The organism is Wolbachia endosymbiont of Cruorifilaria tuberocauda (genome assembly GCF_013365475.1).
In the GTDB taxonomy this organism is placed as follows: domain Bacteria; phylum Pseudomonadota; class Alphaproteobacteria; order Rickettsiales; family Anaplasmataceae; genus Wolbachia.
The window spans coordinates 845,158-863,988 of record NZ_CP046579.1 but is presented as its reverse complement, the minus strand read 5'-3'; the positions used below and the strand labels follow the sequence as shown (position 1 = coordinate 863,988).

Sequence of the window (18,831 nt, the reverse complement as noted above, 5' to 3'; positions counted from 1 at the left end):
AAACTACTACAGCTAGATTGCTATCTCATTTAAGTTTTAACGGCAACGGTCGTTTATGAATATATTATTGTATAACAATTACCAAGTGCTCTTCTAATTGTAAAGAGGTTATCTTCCGGTTATTAGTATGACTTAATGTAGAAGCACATGACAGTTTAGGCTTTTCAAAAGATTCAGGTCCTATATAATTTTGGGAGGATTTCTAAAAGAGTTACAAAAAATTATTTTCCTGAAAGGAGTCATTTTTATATGTGCAAAGCCTTCTACTTGAATTCTATCTTATTTATCCCTAGCGATAGACCTGAAGCTATTACTAGTGTAATGTGTTTCGAAATGCTATGAGTTTTACAAGAGAAAGAAACACACCTGCAATGGAGCAATATTTAAATCTGAAAGCTCAATACAAAGATCATTTGTTATTTTATAGACTAGGGGATTTTTACGAATTATTTTTTGATGATGCCATTAGGGCTGCAAAATTGCTGAATATAATGCTTACTAGAAGAGTCAATTCATGTGGACGTGATATACCAATGTGTGGAGTCCCAGTACATAGTAGTGAGTCTTACCTACACAGGTTAATAGATTTAGGATTCAAAGTGGCAATCTGTGAACAATTAGAGACTGCTGATGAAGCAAAAAGGAGGGGCTATAAGTCTATAGTAAAACGTGATGTGGTCCGAATAATCACTCCTGGTACAATTGTTGAAGATTTAATGTTGGAGGATAAGAGCAATAGTTACCTTGCATCTATAGTTGAACAAAACGAAGAGTATGCTATTGGTTGGCTTGAATTATCGACAGGAAAATTTTTCCACACTTTGACAAATTTAAAAGCTATGGATAGTGACTTGCTGCGTATATCACCAAAAGAATTATTGATTTCTGAAAGGCTTACTGATGATCAGAGGATTAGGTCGATTTTAAAAAATTATAAAATATCAATCACACAGCATGCTCAGAGTTTCTTTGAATATAACAAATCTTGTAGGGTAATGTGCGAATTCTATAAAATTAAAGAGATTAGAGTCATAGGGAATTTCAGTAAAGTAGAAGTTATGGCATGCGGGGCGTTACTTGAATATGTAAGGGTAACTCAAAAGAATTTTATCCCAAGGCTTGAGCTGCCTAAACCATATAAGCAGCAAAGTTTCATGCTAGTCGACGCTTCAGCAAGGAGAAATCTTGAATTATTTGCAACTCAGTTTGGTGAAAAAAAAGGTTCATTGATTTCAGTTATTGATTATACAGTTACGGCTTCTGGTGGGCGCTTGCTTAAGCAAATGCTTGCATCACCACTTTCCTGTTCTGAAGCAATCAATTTAAGGCTTAGTACTGTTGAATTTTTTGTAAATTATTATGAACTTCGCAAGAAGGTGCGAGAAATGCTTACTAGCATTCCAGATATTGAGAGGTTACTATCTCGCTTGATGCTAAGGCGTGGTTCACCAAAAGATATTAACTTGTTAAAAGTCGGCCTTGAAAAGACATTAGAGTTATCTGAATTCTTATATAAAATAAAATCTGACAAAAGTGAATTAAGTGCAATACATAAAAACATTGGAAATCATAAAAATTTACTTGAACTTTTAAGTAAGGCTGTGCTCGATAATAACCTAAGCTCTACAAAAGAAGGTGGATTTATTAATCCAGAATATAACCGAGAGTTATTGGAGTTATCATATGTACTCACCAATAGCAGTGAACTGATAGCTAAACTTCGTAAATCTTATTGCGAGATAACTGGCATTGCTACGCTAAAGATATTGTATAACGATATACTTGGTTATTACGTTGAGGTGTCAACAAACCACAAATTGACTTCGAACCTATTTATTCATAGACAAAGTTTAGCAAATAGCATTCGCTATACTACTAATGAGTTGAAGGAATTAGAGAATAGGATTCTTACAGCACGTGATGCTATGGTTAGATTAGAAATAAAAATTTTTAGCGAACTATGCAATGAAGTTGCTAAAGAATCGGAAAAGATTGCTCTTGCTGCAAGTGCTTTGGCTAAACTGGATGTTAGGGCTTCGTTGGCAGAACTTGCAGTGCGAAATAATTATGTAAAACCTATTATCGATGATAGTAAAGAATTCCATATCTGTAATGGAAGACATCCAGTAATTGAAATTGATAGTAAGTTCATTGCAAACAGCATTGATTTGGTTAATATACATCTTATTACTGGTCCTAATATGTCCGGGAAAAGTACTTTCTTGAGACAAAATGCTCTTATTGCGATTTTAGCTCACATAGGTTCATTTGTGCCAGCAGAAAGTGCGCACATTGGAGTAATTGACAAGATATTTAGTAGGGTTGGTGCAACTGATAATGTAACAGCTGGCTATTCTACTTTCATGATAGAAATGCTTGAGACTGCGACTATAATCAATCAGGCAACGGATCGTTCCTTAGTAATACTTGATGAAATTGGCAGAGGTACAGGGGTATATGATGGGTTATCTATTGCTCAAGCAGTAATTGAACATATTCATGATGTGAGTAAATGCCGTGCTATTTTTGCAACTCATTATCACGAACTAGCTAGAGTGGGCAAATACTTAGAGAACATGAAATGTTTCTGTGTAAAAATAAAAGAATGGGATGGAAAAATCATTTTTTTACATGAAGTAGTTGAGGGTATTGCAGATGAGTCATATGGAATATATATAGCAAAACTTGCTGGTTTTCCTGATTCTGTACTAGATAGAGCAAATGTAATATTTGATGAACTAAAGCATAAGAAATTTTCTCGATTTTTATAAATCTTATCCAAAAGCGGACTTGATATGTATCACTGTTTAGTTTTTAATACTGGTTTTGAACTGTTGATAAGTCTGTTGCGATAAAGTATAACCGTATTAACTAGCATTACTTGAAATATGAAAGTTTTTTGGACAGTACTGAAAAAGATCTTAAGCATACTTTTCCCTGCTAAAGTAGTGAGCTCTTTTTTAGGGATAGGTTATTTGCCTAGTTGGCAGAACTATTGGTCTTCTTTTTTAATATTACTTATTGTTGATATCACTTTAATTTTTATATACGGGATTGATTTCATACTATACAAGGTGCCGTATTCATTCATAATCATAGCTGCAATTTTTGTAAAATTGGCAGTGAGCATGCTAGTATTACAGCTAATTGGAATATCCATTTTTCATATTCAAGACCCTTCAGCAAATAGTGGCGAAAATATAGTAATACAAATAGCATCAGGGCAAGTACTAACTGTTGCGCTTTCTATGCCAGCAATAATGTCAATTTATTCTGCTATAAGTAGATTATATGGGAGTATATGTAAGGAAATAATTCAATGTTCGTCTTGGTTCAATAATTTTATGCACTTGCTATTTTTCTTTATGATACCTTATGCATTTTTTAATATTATAGAAATGGTGAAACCTTGGCCAATAAGTTCAATACAACTCAGTTATAACAATGCAATATCAATCACATTCGAGGGGATTTTCCATACGTTTTATGCAGTGGTTCTTCTGTATTTAGCTGCATTTATACTCTGTGATTTAACTATGCATGATGCAATTATTCTCAGTAAAAGCATAATTCAGTATGCAAAAGAAAGTTCATCAATCCTAAGTAGTTGCTTACTGGATGCTAAAAAATAAATATTGAATAGTATCTATTTGTTTATATATTCAGATAGAATTACATAATTTGTGTGGATCTACAAAGTATAATAAAAGAATTGGAAAGTTTTTGGGCTAGTATGGGATGTACTATACTGCATCCATACACATCTGAAATTGGAGCTGCGACGTTGCATCCTGCGACAGCAGTATCAGCGATTGACGAAAAGTCAATGAGAATTGCATACCTACAACCAGTGATTAGGCCAGCAGATGGCCGATATGGTAATAACCCTAGTCGCCTATATCAACATCATCAATATCAGGTGATAATAAAACCATCTGGCAATAACTTGCAGGATGTTTACTTAAGTAGCTTAAAAGCTCTTGGTATATCCACGGAGAAATATGATATTAAGTTTATTGAAGATGATTGGGAAAATCCAAGTATTGGTGCATCAGGGCTTGGGTGGGAGGTTACATGTAACGGGATGGAAGTGACACAACTTACTTATATACAACAGATAGGAGGTATTGATTGTAAAATAATTCCTGGTGAAGTGGCATATGGAATAGAGCGTTTAGCGATGTGTATACAAGGTATAGATAACGTTTTTAATGTAACCTGGAATAGCAATGGTGTAACTTATGGGGATATTTTTCAGCAAAGAGAATATGAACTCTCTTGCTTATCATTAGACTATTATAACACTAAAGTGGTACAGCAGCAGTTTGAAGATGCGGAAAAATTATGTAAATTTCTTATTGAGAAAAAGTTGCCAATAGCAGCTTATGATCAATGTGTTAAAACTAGTCATTTACTTAACCTGCTTGATGCGAGAGGTGTACTTGGTGTGAATGAGCGTATAGTTTATATCAGTAGAGTTAGAGAGCTAGCGAAGAAGTGTTGTGAGTTATATATAAGTAAATAACATATGTCTTTACAACTACTATTTGAATGTCTCTCAGAAGAAATACCATCGAGAATGCAAAGTTCAGCTATGACTTATGTTAAGAGTTATATTACTAATGTTTTTAATAAAAATAATATAAAATTTACATCTGTAGATGTCTTTGTAACAGCACGTCGCATCGCTCTCTTCGTCAATAATATAAGTTTTTCAGAATCGAAAGATTTTAACAATGAAATCAAGGGACCAAATGTCAATTCATCTAAAAGTGCTGTTGAAGGTTTTTTAAGGAATTATAGAAAAGGTGAAAAAGATTTGTTTATTAGAAAAGTAAATAATAGAAACTTCTACTTCATTAGAAGAGAAAGCTTTGCTTTTAATATCAGAGAATTTCTTAAAAATCAACTGGAAGAAATGCTAAAGAGCTTTTCTTGGCTGAAGAGCATGAGATGGAGCGAAAGGAAAGAAAGATGGGTTAGACCAATTAAAAACATTTTATGCATTTTAGATGACAGTATAATACCTGTATCTTTTGCAGGGATTAGGGCATGCAACACAACATATGGAAATAGGTTTCTTTCAAAGGATACAGTACTTACTGTTAAGTGCCCTAAAGAATATCTTAACTTGCTAGAAAAAAATAATGTTATTCTTCAGCCTGACAAAAGAAAGCAATTTATACTTGATCAAATTAATAAATTTGCAAAAGAGCAGAATTTACAACTTGAGAAAAATGATTACTTGCTTAATGAATTATCAGGTCTTATAGAGTGGCCAGTTGTACTGTTTGGTAAAGTAAATCAGGAAATGTCCTTTGGGCTACCAAAGGAGCTAGTTCTCAGTGTAATTAGTACTCAACAAAAATACCTTGCTTTAAGTAATGGTAAGGAAATCTCACACTTCGTTACTGTTGTCAATGTTAATAGTGATGAAGTTATAAGAGGTTATGAGAAAATACTGGAGGCACGTCTTGCTGATGTACAATTTTTAATGTCTCATGATAGAAAGGAGAACCTTAATTATTATGTCAAAAAGTTGGATTCGATATTATCTCACCATTATCTTGGTAATGTGGGAGAGAAAGTAAGGCGCATTATAATTCTGTCAAAATACATAGCAGTATATGTTCCTGGTACTTCGTTGACTAAAGTTGAGCGTGCTGCATATTTGGCGAAGGCGGATCTTGCAACATCGATAGTAAGAGAATTTCCAGAATTACAAGGAGTAATTGGTGGATATTATGCTTCTAATTTTCAAGAAGATAAAGAAATAGTAGAAGCTATAGCTGAGCATTATAAGCCAGTTAGTCCAGAGCAAGAGTGTCCTAAATCCCCTACTGCAGTTACTGTTGCTATTGCTGATAAACTGGATAGTTTAGTTGGTTTAATTGCATCAGGTGAAAGGATTTCAGGTTCATATGATCAATTTGGATTGCGGAGAATGGCAATTGGTATAATTAGAACGGTTCTTGAGAATAATTTATATGTTCCAATTAGGCTATTGATAGGTAAGTCTTTGTCTTTGTATTTAGAACTTGCATTTGCTGAAGGTGCATCATCAGTTGGTCGAAAAAGTGAGCTAAATAAAAGTCAAATTCTAGAAATTGTACTTAAGTTTTGTCTAGAGAGATTTAGGGTTATTTTAAAAAATAAAGGTATAAGACAAGATGTTGTAAGCTCGATATTATATCAAACTGGCGTTGATAATTTACTAGTAGCAGAAAAGCAAGCTATTGTGTTGGATCACTACCTTAGTATGCCTGAAGGCAAGCAGGCTCTGAACACTTATAAAAGAGTGAGTAATATTGTTAGAAAAGCTGAGAAAAATGATAATACTGTTTATAGTGTGTCTTATAATAAAAAGTTTTTGATTGATAATGAAGAAATAGCACTATCAAATCGTTCTTTAAATGTTTTAAAAAAAATAAAACAAGAAATGAAAAATTGTTGCTTTAGTGTAGCACTTGATGAACTTAATAGTTTTATTCCATTTATCAATCAATTCATGGATAATGTGAAAATCAATTGTACTTCTAATAAGCTTAGAGAAAACAGGTTATCTTTACTTGCAAGTGTTATTTCCATCTTTCATTCTGTAGCACATTTTAGCCTTATACAAGAATCTAAACAATGAATTGTGTAGTTAATTATTCAGTTAATAAAGAGCCAAATCGAGTTGTCTACGCAGAATTGTGGTGTATATAAGATGGTGTGGAGAGGAAGGTGAGGTTTTATATATTTGGGAAAGAAAAACTTAAAATTAAGGTTATCTAATTACCTTCATCTAGAAAGCCTTTCTGAGTGAGTCAAAGTTATGCTCTCACGTGTTACCATGATCGAAACTTTCCTAACTAAAAATAAAATTGAAGCATTGCTTCTTGAAACATAGTTAATAAAGGCACTAAAGCTTACTTATAATATTAAGCCCAAAGATGGGGAGCCTATCTTTATATAACAATTTCGAAACACAATTATCAGAGCATAGGACAACATAGAGGTAAACTTAGGAAAAGTGAGTTTTGCTATTATGTCCATTTACGTCTGTCAATGCTGTTAAGCAAACTATATCACTATTACAAAAGACTTTTCTTTTAAGGTGGTGCTCAGATAAAAAGTTTTCTCTCTACAAGAGGAGACAGTATTTTGAATATCATGTCAAGCGCTGCTCTGCTCTATGTATATAGGTAAAATTACTGAAGATGATTACTACTGATCAGTAAAACAGGTATGGAGTATATTACTTGAGAAAAATAATGAAGTGGGAAACAGAGTTATCTTCTACAGTAAAAATACAGCAATGAACAGAACTATGAGCTTGCTGCTATATATAGAGATCGGATAAAATTCCTTAAGCAAATTCAAATGCAACTAATAGATTTTTCTTTTAAAAAAGATGCAGCCCTTTTGGGTATTGTACGAAAAGAAGACCTTGCATACATTAATGTGTTACTATTCAAGAACAAAGAAAACCATAGAAGCACTTTTTACTTTGCTGAGAATTATGGTGACTATCAAGACTATAGAATATATCTACTTTTTTGGTCAACTTATATACTCCAGTTAACGTGCTTCCATAACAAATTTATATTCCAAGTTTTGTTACAAAGAGGGAAGTTATAGAGCAAGCGCTATGTAGAATTACTCATATGCAAATATGAATTCTTTACGCAAAGAATAGTAAAGGACCTAATTTATTAGGGTTTATTTGCAATAATTTTCGATATAGCTTAGAGCGAAAGATTACTGATTACAGAGATAGTTGAGAAAAACTTGGAGCTAAGAAAAGTTTTTCTTTACTAAGTGTCCAAAACGTATTGAGATTTATGATACCATATATCTGGAAGTCACCAAATTGGTGTGATGGTTGTTGCAGGATAGGAAGGTTTTTTAAAAAGTGAGTACAGAAAATTATAGAAAGTGAAACTTCAGGTATAAATATAAAATGATAAAAGAGGTGCTAATCAGGCATTTTTACGGTAAAATAAAGGATATAATTCATGATTCAATATTGATTGAGGTGGGTTTGGACATATTTCTACGGCGCAAAATGCATTAAAAATACTAAAAATAGATGTTCCTTTCGCCTATATGGCAAAAGGCCATTATCGCAATCCAGAGAATGAGAGATTTTATATGTCAGATAAGAAAGAGTTTGCTCTTGGAAGTGACAGTAAGGTTATGCTTTACTTGCAATTGCTCGTAATGAAACTCATCGCTTTGCTATAGTTGAGCATTAACAAATAAAGGAAGCAGTTGTGTATTATTTTTCTTTGGGAGAGAACATAAGCTAAGCTTCCCTGATAAGGGTTTAAAATTTAGCTAGAACTGGTAGGATTTTGTTAAAAGTTATTCTTAAGCGCTTAAATCACAGTTGGTGAATGTAAATTTGTATGATTGGCTTATATTTAATACTAGCTCAAAGTGCTAGTCTATACTAAGCTGAAATACGATAAATCTTGCTATGTGTTATTGTCAAGGTACTACTACAGTATATGGAAATTCTTTAGTTATAGAAAAGCTATTAATTGTGTTTATCTTATCTAATGTTCTTTGTAGAATGATACATGCAGAGATTTTATCGTATATCTTCCCCGATTTTGTGGTTGATACCCCAGCAGATTTTAGCATGTGAACTGCAATGAATGTTGATAAGCTCTCATCTTGCAAATATATATTTACTTTATATTTTTTTATTATTCTATTTGCAAATTTGATTATAGTTTCACACCATTCACTTCTTTTCCCATCTGTTTCTAGTGGTAGTCCTATTACTATTGAACCCGCTCCATTTTCTCTAAATATTCTATTCAAATATCCTAAATCTTTGCTTATATTTTTCCTATTATACACGCTATGAGCTGTAGCTATAAGCTGTGTTCTGTCACTAAATGCTATTCCTATTTGCTTTTTCCCCATATCAAGGCACATTATAGACTTATCTTTTGAAATAGATTTAAAGAATTCAGCAAGGTTCTTATGTAGCATTTATTGGCATGATAAGCACTCTTCATAATCAATGTCTGTTTTTTTGTACAATATCTCATTTCTTTTGGATATGTCATGTGAAACTTTTTCTGCCCTCTGTATTGACTGTGATCTACAGTAGTATAGACTCTTCAGGTTTTTTCTCCAAGCAAACATATGTATTTTGTGCAAATAGCGTTTATGTACATTGGCAGGTAGAAACAAATTTACTGCTTGAGACTGACAAATATATGGAGTTCTATCACTTGCATGTTCTATAATCCACTTTTGATCTAATTCATATGCTGTTTTAAATATTAATTTTTCATACTCGTTAAGGAAATCTAAATGTTGTACAGAACCTTCATTTGTAGAAATTGAAGACCATACTTTATCAGTATCTTGATTTTTTTTTGCTAGTAATTTTTGTAAGAATTTGTTTCTCACTACAAATGATCCTGTTAATGTTTTTTGTGTGAATACATTTGCTGCGTATGGTTCTATTCCAGGAGAAGTATTACCTGCAATAATAGAAATTGAAGCAGTTGGAGCAATAGCAAGTTTATGTGTAAACCTTTCCATTAAGTTAATTTCTTTAGCATCAAGACATGCTCCTCTTTCTTCTGCTAGTTTTTTAGAAACTATGTCTGCTTGCTCACGCAAGTGCTTGAATATTCTCTTATTCCACTGTTGTGCTGTTACTGATTCAAAAGGAACCATTTTACTCTGTAAAAATGAGTGAAAGCCCATTACACCAAGACCGATGCTACGCTCTCTTACTGCAGAGTATTTTGCTCGGTATATTTCATCAGGTGCTTTATTTATAAAGTCATCAAATACATTGTCAAGAAAACGCATTATATCTTCTATAAAAAACTTACTGTCTTTCCATTCTTCGTAGTATTCAAGGTTTACTGATGACAGGCAGCATACAGCAGTGCGAGGTTTATTTAGATGGTCATAACCTGTAGTTAAAGTAATTTCACTACACAAATTTGACATCTTAATATCTAAATTAAGTTTTTTGTAAGATTCTGGCTTATTGTTGTTTATTGCATCGAGAAAGATAATGTAAGGCTCTCCAGTCTCAATTCTTGCTATTAATATTTTGATCCATATATCGCGCGCCTTAACGGTCGAAATAGCTTTATTACTGTGAGGACTAACTAAATTCCATTCTAAATCTCTTTCAATAGCATGCATGAACTCATCATTTACTATTACAGCATGGTGTATATTTAGTGCTTTACGGTTCGGATCACCTCCTGTTGGCTTGCGTATATCAAGAAACTCTTCTATTTCTGGATGGGATACAGGAAGGTAGACCGCTGAACTCCCCCTCCTTAAAGACCCCTGACTAATTGCAAGTGTTAGAGCGTTTTGTACTACAATAAATGGTACAATTCCTGACGTTTTACCGCTACCCCTTACGCTTTCACCAATTGAACGTAAATTTCCCCAATAACTACCTATCCCGCCTCCACGTGCAGCAAGCCAAACATTTTCATTCCATAAATCAACTATTCCCTTTAAACTGTCTTCAGTTTCGTTAAGAAAACAAGAAATAGGTAGCCCTCTGTCAGTGCCACCATTGCTAAGTATTGGGGTTGAAGGCATAAACCACAGATTACTCATATAGTCATAAAGACGCTGTGCATGATCATCATTATCAGAGTAATAGCTCGCAATGCGTGTGAAGAGATTTTGATAACTTTCATTCTCTATTAAATACCTATCCAATAGGACTGCTTTCCCAAAGCTGGTTAATTTAGCGTCTTTTCCATAATTAATAGTAATATTATTCATAGATTCCTTTTTTATCTTATTGTACATAGAAACTGCTTTAAGCAGTAGTGATTTTTAAGTTAGACTTTCTAGTTTTTTTTGTGAATGCTGTAGTGCAAATAGGATCCCATCAATCTGACTTCCATATATTTTACAATAGCTAATATAGCTTATTTGCATGCTTACTTCTTTTGCAACACTCCGTATATAACTTTCTGAGTGACGGAAGTAATCTCCTTTATTTACAAAGTCGATGCCTTCACCTTCCTTTCTTCTTATCAAGCATATAATTACTCCTTTTTTGCTTGTAGACCTTTTTGCTAGTTCGAGTTCAACTTGAAAATTGTGCAGATAGTGCAGCACCTCGGCAAAGATAATGATATCGTACAGGTGGCTCCTTTCTTGCTTAAGAAAATCTGTCATTTCCATATGTATTAACTCATTATAAACAGGTTTACCTTTTATAAAACAGCCCCTGGCAATATTTAGCATTCTATTTGAAATGTCAACTCCTATTATATAGCTTCCGATATTGTGTATTTTCAGAAAATGACCACATATTCCAGTTCCGCAGCCAAGATCAAGTATGTTAAGTGTAGGGATCAGGTTGTTAAAGATTTTTATAACTACTGTATATATAAGTTCATGACCCCTATATTGCTTAGCGATTAGCCAGTGCTCAACGAAATACTTGCCAGTATAATCAAAATACTGTTTGATAAGCCTTTTAGGTAATTTTGTAATAGGTGCTAAATTTGTCATTTTTTTTATATAATATGATGCTTCTTCATAATTGTTATCAAGTTTCAATGTCTTTGTGAAATAAATATAAGCCTTATTAGTATTTCCCATCGCAAAATGGCATCTTCCGATGTTATACCAAACTACAGGTAAATTAGAACAGAATAGACTGATTAAGCGGAATCGGAGCTTTGCATCTGATATATTGCCCTTATAGAAGTGATGTAAACCGATTTCAATGTTAGTGTTTAGTAGATTTTTTGACTTTTCAAAAAGTGAGGCTGTTTCTTTATGAAAAGCTATATATTTATTTACAACAAATTGCTTAGCTTTTTTAATATTAAGCAGACTGATTAATTTACATATAAAACTTGAGATAAAATTTATAAAAGATAGATTACCTTTCATACTTTAGATACCTTAGATATTTACTATTATTTTTAAGTAGCCTTGATTTTTGAAGTATTTTATATTATGAAATATTTTTTTCATTGATTTTTATTGTTCGTGAATCTGCTTGAACATTTACCTAGAAATAAATTTCGATCATTTAGAATTACAAGTATATATTATCGTCAATATAAGTAAATATTCTGTATAAAAAAACGTTGACATGTTACTTATCGGTTCTTAGTATATAAGAAGTTAATTTGCTTTTTAGATGTTTGACAAGTTTTACGGTAGAGATTAATTTAATCTCAATTCAATTTGAATAATATTTAACTCTGCATATTCTACATATAGTCGAGTAAATAAATTATTAAGAGCACTTGATGGATGCCTTGGCGTCAAGAGGCGATGAAGGACGTGACAGGCTGCGATAAGCTGCGGGGAATTGTCAGTAAATTTTGATCCGCGGATTTCCGAATGGGGAAACCTAGCTAGCTAAGCTAGTTATTACATAGTATGTAAAGCAAACTTGGTGAATTGAAATATCTAAGTAGCCAAAGGAAAAGAAATCAACTGAGATTCCGTTAGTAGTGACGAGCGAAAGCGGAAGAGGCTAGAGATTTAAGAATAAGAATTAGAATACTCTGGAAGTAGTAACCATAGAAGGTGATAGTCCTGTATAAGTAGAAAATTTTTAAATCCTTGAGTAGGGCGGGACACGTGGAATCCTGTTTGAATATGGGGGGACCATCCTCCAAGCCTAAATACTCCTTGACGACCGATAGTGGACAAGTACCGTGAGGGAAAGGTGAAAAGAACCCCGGGAGGGGAGTGAAATAGAACCTGAAATCAAGTGCTTACAAACAGTTGGAGCTCTATGTTTTTTCTATAGGAGCAATTTTATAGCAAATTTGCATTAGAGTGACAGCGTACCTTTTGCATAATGGGTCAGCGAGTTAATCTATAAAGCAAGCTTAAGCCGTTAGGTGTAGGCGTAGCGAAAGCGAGTCTAAATAGGGCGTTCTAGTTTTATGGATTAGACCCGAAACCAAGTGATCTAGTCATGACCAGATTGAAGGTGTGGTAAAACACACTGGAGGATCGAACTAGTTAATGTTGCAACATTATTGGATGAGTTGTGACTAGGGGTGAAAGGCCAATCAAACTTGGAAATAGCTGGTTCTCTGCGAAATCTATTTAGGTAGAGCGCTGTATTTATGTTATTGGGGGTAGAGCACTGGATAGACTAGGGGGACTCACTGTCTTACCAAATCTAACTAAACTCCGAATACCAATAATTAATTGTACAGCAGACACACTATGGGTGCTAAGTCCATAGTGAAAAGGGAAACAACCCAGATCACCATCTAAGGTCCCAAAATTACAGCTAAGTGGGGAAGGAGGTAGAAAAACCATTACAGCTAGGAGGTTGGCTTGGAAGCAGCCATCCTTTAAAGAAAGCGTAACAGCTCACTTGTCTAAATAAGTTTTTCTGCGCTGAAAATGTATCGGGGCTAAAGCTGTATACCGAAGATGTGGGTATTTATTGACTTTAGTCAGTAAATGCGGTAGCAGAGCGTTCTGTAAGTCTATGAAGGCAATTTGTAAGAATTGCTGGAGATATCAGAAGTGAGAATGCTGACATGAGTAGCGTAAAAGAGTGTGAGAAACACTCTCACCAAAAATCCAAGGATTCCTATGTTAAGTTAATCTGCGTAGGGTTAGTCGGTTCCTAAGGCAAGTCCGTAAAGGGGTAGTCGATGGCAATCAGGTTAATATTCCTGAACCTCTTAAGTGTGACGAGTTTTGTATTTGTATGGGGCTTATTGGATTGTCCTATGCTTAAAAGGAACTCCAGGAAATAGCACTTATATTTATGAGGCCGTACCGTAAACCGACACTGGTGGATGAGTAGAGTATACTAAGGTGTTGAAAGAATGATGTTGAAGGAACTCGGCAAATTATACCTGTAACTTCGGAAGAAAGGTAGCCTGCTTTTAGGTAACTATTAGCAGGTGGCACAAAATGGGGAGTAGCGACTGTTTACTAAAAACACAGGACTCTGCAAACACGTAAGTGGAAGTATAGGGTCTGACGCCTGCCCGGTGCTGGAAGGTTAATAAGAAGGGTGTTAAGCTCTAAATTGAAGCCCCAGTAAACGGCGGCCGTAACACTGACGGTCCTAAGGTAGCGAAATTCCTTGTCGGGTAAGTTCCGACCCGCACGAATGGCGTAACGATTTCTCCACTGTCTCCAACATCAATTCAGCGAAATTGAATTCCCCGTGCAGATGCGGGGTACCCGCGGTTAGACGAAGAGACCCCGTGCACCTTTACTACAGCTTTATATTGCTATTAAAAGCGTAATGTGCAGAATAGGTGGGAGACTGTGAGATTATGGCGCTAGCTATAATGGAGTCAATCTTGAGATACCACCCTTTACACTTTTGATATCTAACTATGTTTCATTATCTGGAACTAGGACGTTGTATGGTGGGTAGTTTGACTGGGGCGGTCGCCTCCTAAAGAGTAACGGAGGCGTGCGAAGGTAAGCTAGAGCTGGTCGGAAATCAGCTTGATAGTATAATGGCATAAGCTTGCCTGACTGCGAGGCTGACAGGCCAAGCAGAGACGAAAGTCGGTCATAGTGATCCGGTGATTCTGTATGGAAGGGTCATCGCTCAACGGATAAAAGGTACGCCGGGGATAACAGGCTGATGGTGTTCAAGAGTTCATATCGACGACACCGTTTGGCACCTCGATGTCGACTCATCACATCCTGGGGCTGGAGAAGGTCCCAAGGGTTCGGCTGTTCGCCGATTAAAGTGATACGTGAGTTGGGTTTAGAACGTCGTGAGACAGTTCGGTTTCTATCTACCGTGGGTGAAGGAAATTTGAGAAGATCTAACTCTAGTACGAGAGGACCGAGATGGATATACCTCTGGTGTACCAGCTGTTATGCCAATAGCATCGCTGGGTAGCTATGTATAGATGGGATAATTGCTGAAAGCATATAAGTAAGAAACCCTCTTCAAAAAGATTTCCCAATTAAGGCCGTGGAAGACTACCACGTTGATAGGCTAGGTGTGGAAGTATGGTAACATATGAAGCTAACTAGTACTAATAGCCTGATTGATTTATTTGCTTTCTATATGTGCATATGCAGTGTTAAATATTAAGTTAAATTTGTAATTTTTATTGACTTGGTGGCTATAGCAAAAATGAAACACCCGATCTCATTCCGAACTCGGAAGTTAAGCTTTTTAGCGCTGATGGTACTTGAAAAGGGAGAGTAGGTCGCTGCCAAGTTTATAAAAGTTTTTTTATTGATTATTATTAGCTATAAATTATGTAAGTAACATATATAAGCAATAGAATGCTTTTACCATAACCCCCTTATTTTCATGCATCCTTGGTCTTTTTCTATATCATCTAGTATTGTTCTTACCTTTTCCAATTTGCCACCTTTTAGCAATGGATCATTAGTTCCTGATGGTGTTATATTACCTACTGCTTTTTTTAATAATTCTTCTTGCTGACGGAATGCTGATCTCCAATCTGTTCCTGTCCCTTTAGGGAGAAATAGAGATTGATACATCTTACCAAAGCCTATGTTGCTTACCTCTTTTATGTACTCGACCATTTATCGTACCCATTAACTTTTTTAAAAACTTTACTTATATTATCGTAAATAATATAATTGTAAATACCTTAATTGAGGTTTTTTAATTTTATTAAAGCAAACGATCAGATCTTTCTGTAAGCTTTTATAGCTTGCTTGCACAATGTTTTTGTGTGCTATTATTATATAGTAGTATCCGATATTATCTGGATTTAAGATGTTATCTCTAATAAGCATTCGTAATCTCCTTTTGATTTTATTTCTTTTTGCTGCCTTCCCAGCTTTTTTATTGATAACTAGACCTGTTCTAATAAAGTAAATATACTTTTCAGGTTCTTTTTCTTTTACTGAATATAATGATATATAAAACCCGTGATAAAAGGAACTGCTAGGTGATAGCTTATTTCTAAAAGCAAACGAGAAGTCTTTTTTTTTATACTTGTTAACTTAACTATGCACATAATCTTTTGCACCTTAGTAAGCGACGCCTATTGAGTATTTTTCTTCCGGCTTTTGTTGCCATCCGTGAACGAAAGCCATGCCTGCGTTTCTTTATCAGATTTTTTGGCTGAAATGTTCTTTTCATTGTTTTTGCAAATATATTTATTTTACCTTGTTTTACTTTATTGTCAAATAGTGTTTTCATTATGTATACTAAGTACCCTTAAGGGTTGTTATTATAAAATAAGGTTAAAATATGAGTAGATGAATTCTTTGACAATAATTCTTTTCATATCTGCACTGCCAGTTCTTTCGTTTTACCTTAGTAAGTTTCAGAAAGTAGATAAAGTTAAAGCTTACTTATACCTTAGTTGTATATGGCTGTTGATTTTGTCATTGATACTTTGTAGTAACTGCTTTGTAACTTCTATTGCTATAGCGTTACTTTTTCTTGTATTTGTTTTCACCTTTAGATCAGATAAGATAATCAGCTTTCTATTATTTATGGCTCTTGCCATATCATTTTTTGTCACTTTGCTTATAATGCTATCTATTCTTACTAAATCTATTAGTTTTTTTAGAGAAATATCTATTTCAGAATTTTTGTTCTGCTTAAAATGGAGTCATAGTGTAGTGACTATCAATGGAGAAAAAATAGGATGTTTCGGTATAGCACCCCTTTTGGTTGGCACACTAGTTATAACCATTGTAGGGATGTTGGTTGCTATTCCGCTTGGTTTACTTTCTGCAATATATATTAGTGAGTATGCAAGTGAGAAAGTACGTTATATTGTCAATACAACTTTGCAGGTTTTATCTGCTATTCCTACAGTTGTATATGGGTATTTTTCAGTTGTGTTTTTATCTTCTTCTGCAAAACAAATAGCAGGTATTTTTGGTCTGAGTATACACTCAGAAAGCGCATTAGTTGCTGGTTTGTCAATAGGAGTAATGATTCTTCCTTTTATTATCTCTTTATTAGAAGACGCAATTAGGTCTGTTCCAAAGAATTTACGCTATGGCTTTATGGCATTAGGAGCTACTCCAGCAGAAACTATATGGCACATAACAATACCATATGCAATGCCTACAATCTTAAGTGCAATTCTATTGTCAGTTTCGAGAGTAATAGGTGAGACTATGATAGTACTAATGGCTGTAGGGATTAACTCAAACTTAACTTTTAATCCTCTTAACTCAGTTACTACTATTACTGTACAGGTAGCTACACTACTTACTGGAGACCAGGATTTCAGTAGTGTACAAACGCTTGCTGCTTATGCACTTAGTTTAGTGCTATTTATTATTACTTGGCTATTAAACGCTTTTGCTTTATTTATAATAAAACATGATTAGAAAACGTTTTAATGTTGCAAAATTTTTATTAATAATATAAGATTTATTTTTTTAATTAGGGATTTTTATAAAGTTAAAGTGTTCAGTAATAAAAACAAAGAGGTGAATATAGGTAGGGCAGTTAAGGTAACTCAAGCTGTTGTTGATTTAAAATTTGAGGGTCAATTACCTAGAATACTTGATGCTTTAAAAAGCAGACTAAAGTATAAAGGTAAAGAGTTGATTTTGGAAGTTTCACAACATATAGGTGATAGTATAGTACGTTGTATTGCTATGAATAGTACAGATGGTGTATCAAGGAATGATGAGTTTATTGATACAGGTGCGCCTATATTGGTTCCGGTTGGGCGTTCAACCTTAGGAAGGATTTTTAATGTTGTTGGGGAAGTTATAGATAATTCAGGTCTCCTAAAAGGAAAATATGATTTAGCTCCTATACACAGGACTCCTCCAGGTTTTACTGAACAAAAAATACAAGAAGAAATTTTAGTCACAGGAATAAAAGTTATAGATCTTCTTGCCCCTTATTTTAAGGGAGGAAAAGTTGGCTTATTTGGTGGAGCTGGTGTTGGTAAAACAGTCCTTATAATGGAATTAATTAATAATATAGCAAAGGCCTACGAAGGATTTTCTGTATTTGCTGGAGTTGGAGAAAGAATTCGTGAGGGTAGTGACCTTTATCAAGAGATGATAACTTCAAATGTAATAAATGTGAATGAGCATGAAAGATCTAAAGCTGTTTTAGTTTATGGTCAGATGAATGAACCTCCTGGAGCGAGAGCTAGAGTTGCCTTGACAGCATTGACTATGGCAGAGTACTTCCGTGATTATGAAAATCAGGATGTTCTATTTTTTGTAGATAATATTTTCCGTTTTACACAAGCTGGTTCTGAGGTTTCTGCTTTACTTGGAAGAATACCTTCAGCTGTTGGTTATCAGCCAACACTTGCAACTGATATGGGTGTAATGCAAGAAAGGATAACCTCAACTACTTCTGGTTCAATTACTTCCGTACAGGCGATATACGTTCCTGCAGATGATTTAACTGATCCTGCTCCAGCGGCTACATTTTCTCATCTTAATGCAACTACAGTATTATCAAGGCAAATAGCTGAAATGGGTGTATATCCTGCTGTTGACCCTCTTGATTCAACTTCTCAATCATTATCTGATGAAATCGTTGGTGAAGAGCATTATGAAGTAGCTTCTGAAGTGAAACGCATACTGCAAACTTATGAATCTCTAAAAGATATTATTGCGATACTTGGTATAGATGAACTATCTGATGAAGATAGAATTACTGTTGATAGAGCTCGTAAAATTCAGAAGTTTCTATCTCAACCTTTACATGTTGCAGAAATATTTACTGGTATGCCTGGTAAGTTTGTTTCCCTCTCTGATACCATTTCCAGCTTTAAAGAAATTATTAAAGGCAAATGTGATCATTTACCAGAAGCTGCCTTTTATATGGTAGGTAGTATAGATGAGGCAATGGAAAAAGCTAAATTAATGAAGACTTAAACTAAAGTT

At 34.4% G+C, this 18,831-nt stretch carries 12 protein-coding genes, 2 rRNA genes and 2 pseudogenes; 10 read left to right on the top strand and 6 right to left on the bottom strand.

Annotated features, from left to right (window positions below; all coding sequences use genetic code 11):
• Positions 1–338 precede the first annotated feature (338 nt).
• From mutS to GOY13_RS03575, 6 genes and pseudogenes are all read left to right on the top strand, one after another.
• Positions 339–2,771, top strand: coding sequence for a DNA mismatch repair protein MutS (gene mutS / locus GOY13_RS03465; RefSeq protein ID WP_175814451.1), 2,433 nt, complete (start codon positions 339–341; stop codon positions 2,769–2,771).
• Positions 2,772–2,888: 117 nt separating this feature from the next.
• Complete coding sequence (locus GOY13_RS03460) at positions 2,889–3,632, top strand: phosphatidylglycerophosphatase (RefSeq protein ID WP_175814397.1); 744 nt, start codon at positions 2,889–2,891, stop codon at positions 3,630–3,632.
• Positions 3,633–3,685: 53 nt separating this feature from the next.
• Positions 3,686–4,525, top strand: coding sequence for a glycine--tRNA ligase subunit alpha (locus GOY13_RS03455; protein ID WP_175814396.1), 840 nt, complete (start codon positions 3,686–3,688; stop codon positions 4,523–4,525).
• A 3-nt stretch (positions 4,526–4,528) separates the two neighbouring features.
• Complete coding sequence (glyS, locus tag GOY13_RS03450) at positions 4,529–6,637, top strand: glycine--tRNA ligase subunit beta (RefSeq protein ID WP_175814395.1); 2,109 nt, start codon at positions 4,529–4,531, stop codon at positions 6,635–6,637.
• Positions 6,638–7,320: 683 nt separating this feature from the next.
• Positions 7,321–7,623 (top strand): annotated as a pseudogene (locus tag GOY13_RS03570) (hypothetical protein); the annotation flags it as partial.
• A 411-nt stretch (positions 7,624–8,034) separates the two neighbouring features.
• Entirely contained in the window at positions 8,035–8,229 is a 195-nt protein-coding gene (locus tag GOY13_RS03575; protein ID WP_410543533.1) for a hypothetical protein, read from the top strand.
• Between the two features lie 246 nt (positions 8,230–8,475).
• Here GOY13_RS03575 and ruvX read toward each other — a convergent pair whose 3' ends face one another.
• From ruvX to GOY13_RS03430, 3 genes are read right to left on the bottom strand one after another with little or no spacing between them, the layout of a single operon-like run.
• A complete protein-coding gene (gene ruvX / locus GOY13_RS03440; protein ID WP_175814394.1) occupies positions 8,476–8,988 on the bottom strand; it encodes a Holliday junction resolvase RuvX in 513 nt (170 codons plus the stop codon).
• Positions 8,989–10,800, bottom strand: a complete 1,812-nt coding sequence (locus GOY13_RS03435) for a ribonucleoside-diphosphate reductase subunit alpha (protein ID WP_175814393.1) — start codon at positions 10,798–10,800, stop codon at positions 8,989–8,991.
• Between the two features lie 27 nt (positions 10,801–10,827).
• The gene (locus GOY13_RS03430) at positions 10,828–11,901 is read right to left on the bottom strand and encodes a methyltransferase (protein WP_175814392.1); all 1,074 of its coding nucleotides are present in this window, start codon (positions 11,899–11,901) and stop codon (positions 10,828–10,830) included.
• Between the two features lie 342 nt (positions 11,902–12,243).
• Here GOY13_RS03430 and GOY13_RS03425 point away from each other — a divergent pair.
• Positions 12,244–15,027: ribosomal RNA gene (locus GOY13_RS03425) — 23S ribosomal RNA — on the top strand.
• Positions 15,028–15,084: 57 nt separating this feature from the next.
• Positions 15,085–15,191 (top strand): 5S ribosomal RNA (gene rrf, locus GOY13_RS03420).
• Positions 15,192–15,264: 73 nt separating this feature from the next.
• On the opposite strand, the gene GOY13_RS03415 is transcribed toward rrf, so the two are convergent.
• From GOY13_RS03415 to rpmH, 3 genes and pseudogenes are all read right to left on the bottom strand, one after another.
• Positions 15,265–15,525, bottom strand: a complete 261-nt coding sequence (locus GOY13_RS03415; RefSeq protein ID WP_175814391.1) for a hypothetical protein — start codon at positions 15,523–15,525, stop codon at positions 15,265–15,267.
• A gap of 39 nt (positions 15,526–15,564) precedes the next feature.
• Positions 15,565–15,927, bottom strand: a pseudogene (rnpA, locus tag GOY13_RS03410) (ribonuclease P protein component); the annotation flags it as partial.
• 28 nt (positions 15,928–15,955) lie between these two features.
• Positions 15,956–16,090 (bottom strand): 50S ribosomal protein L34, encoded by a 135-nt coding sequence (gene rpmH, locus GOY13_RS03405; RefSeq protein WP_175814449.1) that lies wholly within the window; start codon positions 16,088–16,090, stop codon positions 15,956–15,958.
• 119 nt (positions 16,091–16,209) lie between these two features.
• On the opposite strand from rpmH, the gene pstC reads away from it, so the two are divergent.
• Positions 16,210–17,301 carry a phosphate ABC transporter permease subunit PstC gene (pstC, locus tag GOY13_RS03400; RefSeq protein ID WP_175814390.1) on the top strand — a complete coding sequence of 364 codons (1,092 nt, stop codon included), beginning with the start codon at positions 16,210–16,212 and terminating at the stop codon, positions 17,299–17,301.
• A 102-nt stretch (positions 17,302–17,403) separates the two neighbouring features.
• Entirely contained in the window at positions 17,404–18,822 is a 1,419-nt protein-coding gene (gene atpD, locus GOY13_RS03395) for a F0F1 ATP synthase subunit beta (protein ID WP_175814448.1), read from the top strand.
• Positions 18,823–18,831 lie beyond the last annotated feature (9 nt).

Excerpts from the sequence above, each read along its gene's own strand:
- GOY13_RS03460 (WP_175814397.1), top strand. The coding sequence starts at position 2,889 with ATGAAAGTTTTTTGGACAGTACTGAAAAAGATCTTAAGCATACTTTTC.
- GOY13_RS03415 (WP_175814391.1), bottom strand. The coding sequence starts at position 15,525 with ATGGTCGAGTACATAAAAGAGGTAAGCAACATAGGCTTTGGTAAGATG.
- rpmH (WP_175814449.1), bottom strand. The coding sequence starts at position 16,090 with ATGAAAAGAACATTTCAGCCAAAAAATCTGATAAAGAAACGCAGGCAT.
- GOY13_RS03430 (WP_175814392.1), bottom strand. The coding sequence starts at position 11,901 with ATGAAAGGTAATCTATCTTTTATAAATTTTATCTCAAGTTTTATATGT.
- mutS (WP_175814451.1), top strand. The coding sequence starts at position 339 with ATGAGTTTTACAAGAGAAAGAAACACACCTGCAATGGAGCAATATTTA.
- pstC (WP_175814390.1), top strand. The coding sequence starts at position 16,210 with ATGAATTCTTTGACAATAATTCTTTTCATATCTGCACTGCCAGTTCTT.
- glyS (WP_175814395.1), top strand. The coding sequence starts at position 4,529 with ATGTCTTTACAACTACTATTTGAATGTCTCTCAGAAGAAATACCATCG.
- ruvX (WP_175814394.1), bottom strand. The coding sequence starts at position 8,988 with ATGCTACATAAGAACCTTGCTGAATTCTTTAAATCTATTTCAAAAGAT.
- GOY13_RS03435 (WP_175814393.1), bottom strand. The coding sequence starts at position 10,800 with ATGTACAATAAGATAAAAAAGGAATCTATGAATAATATTACTATTAAT.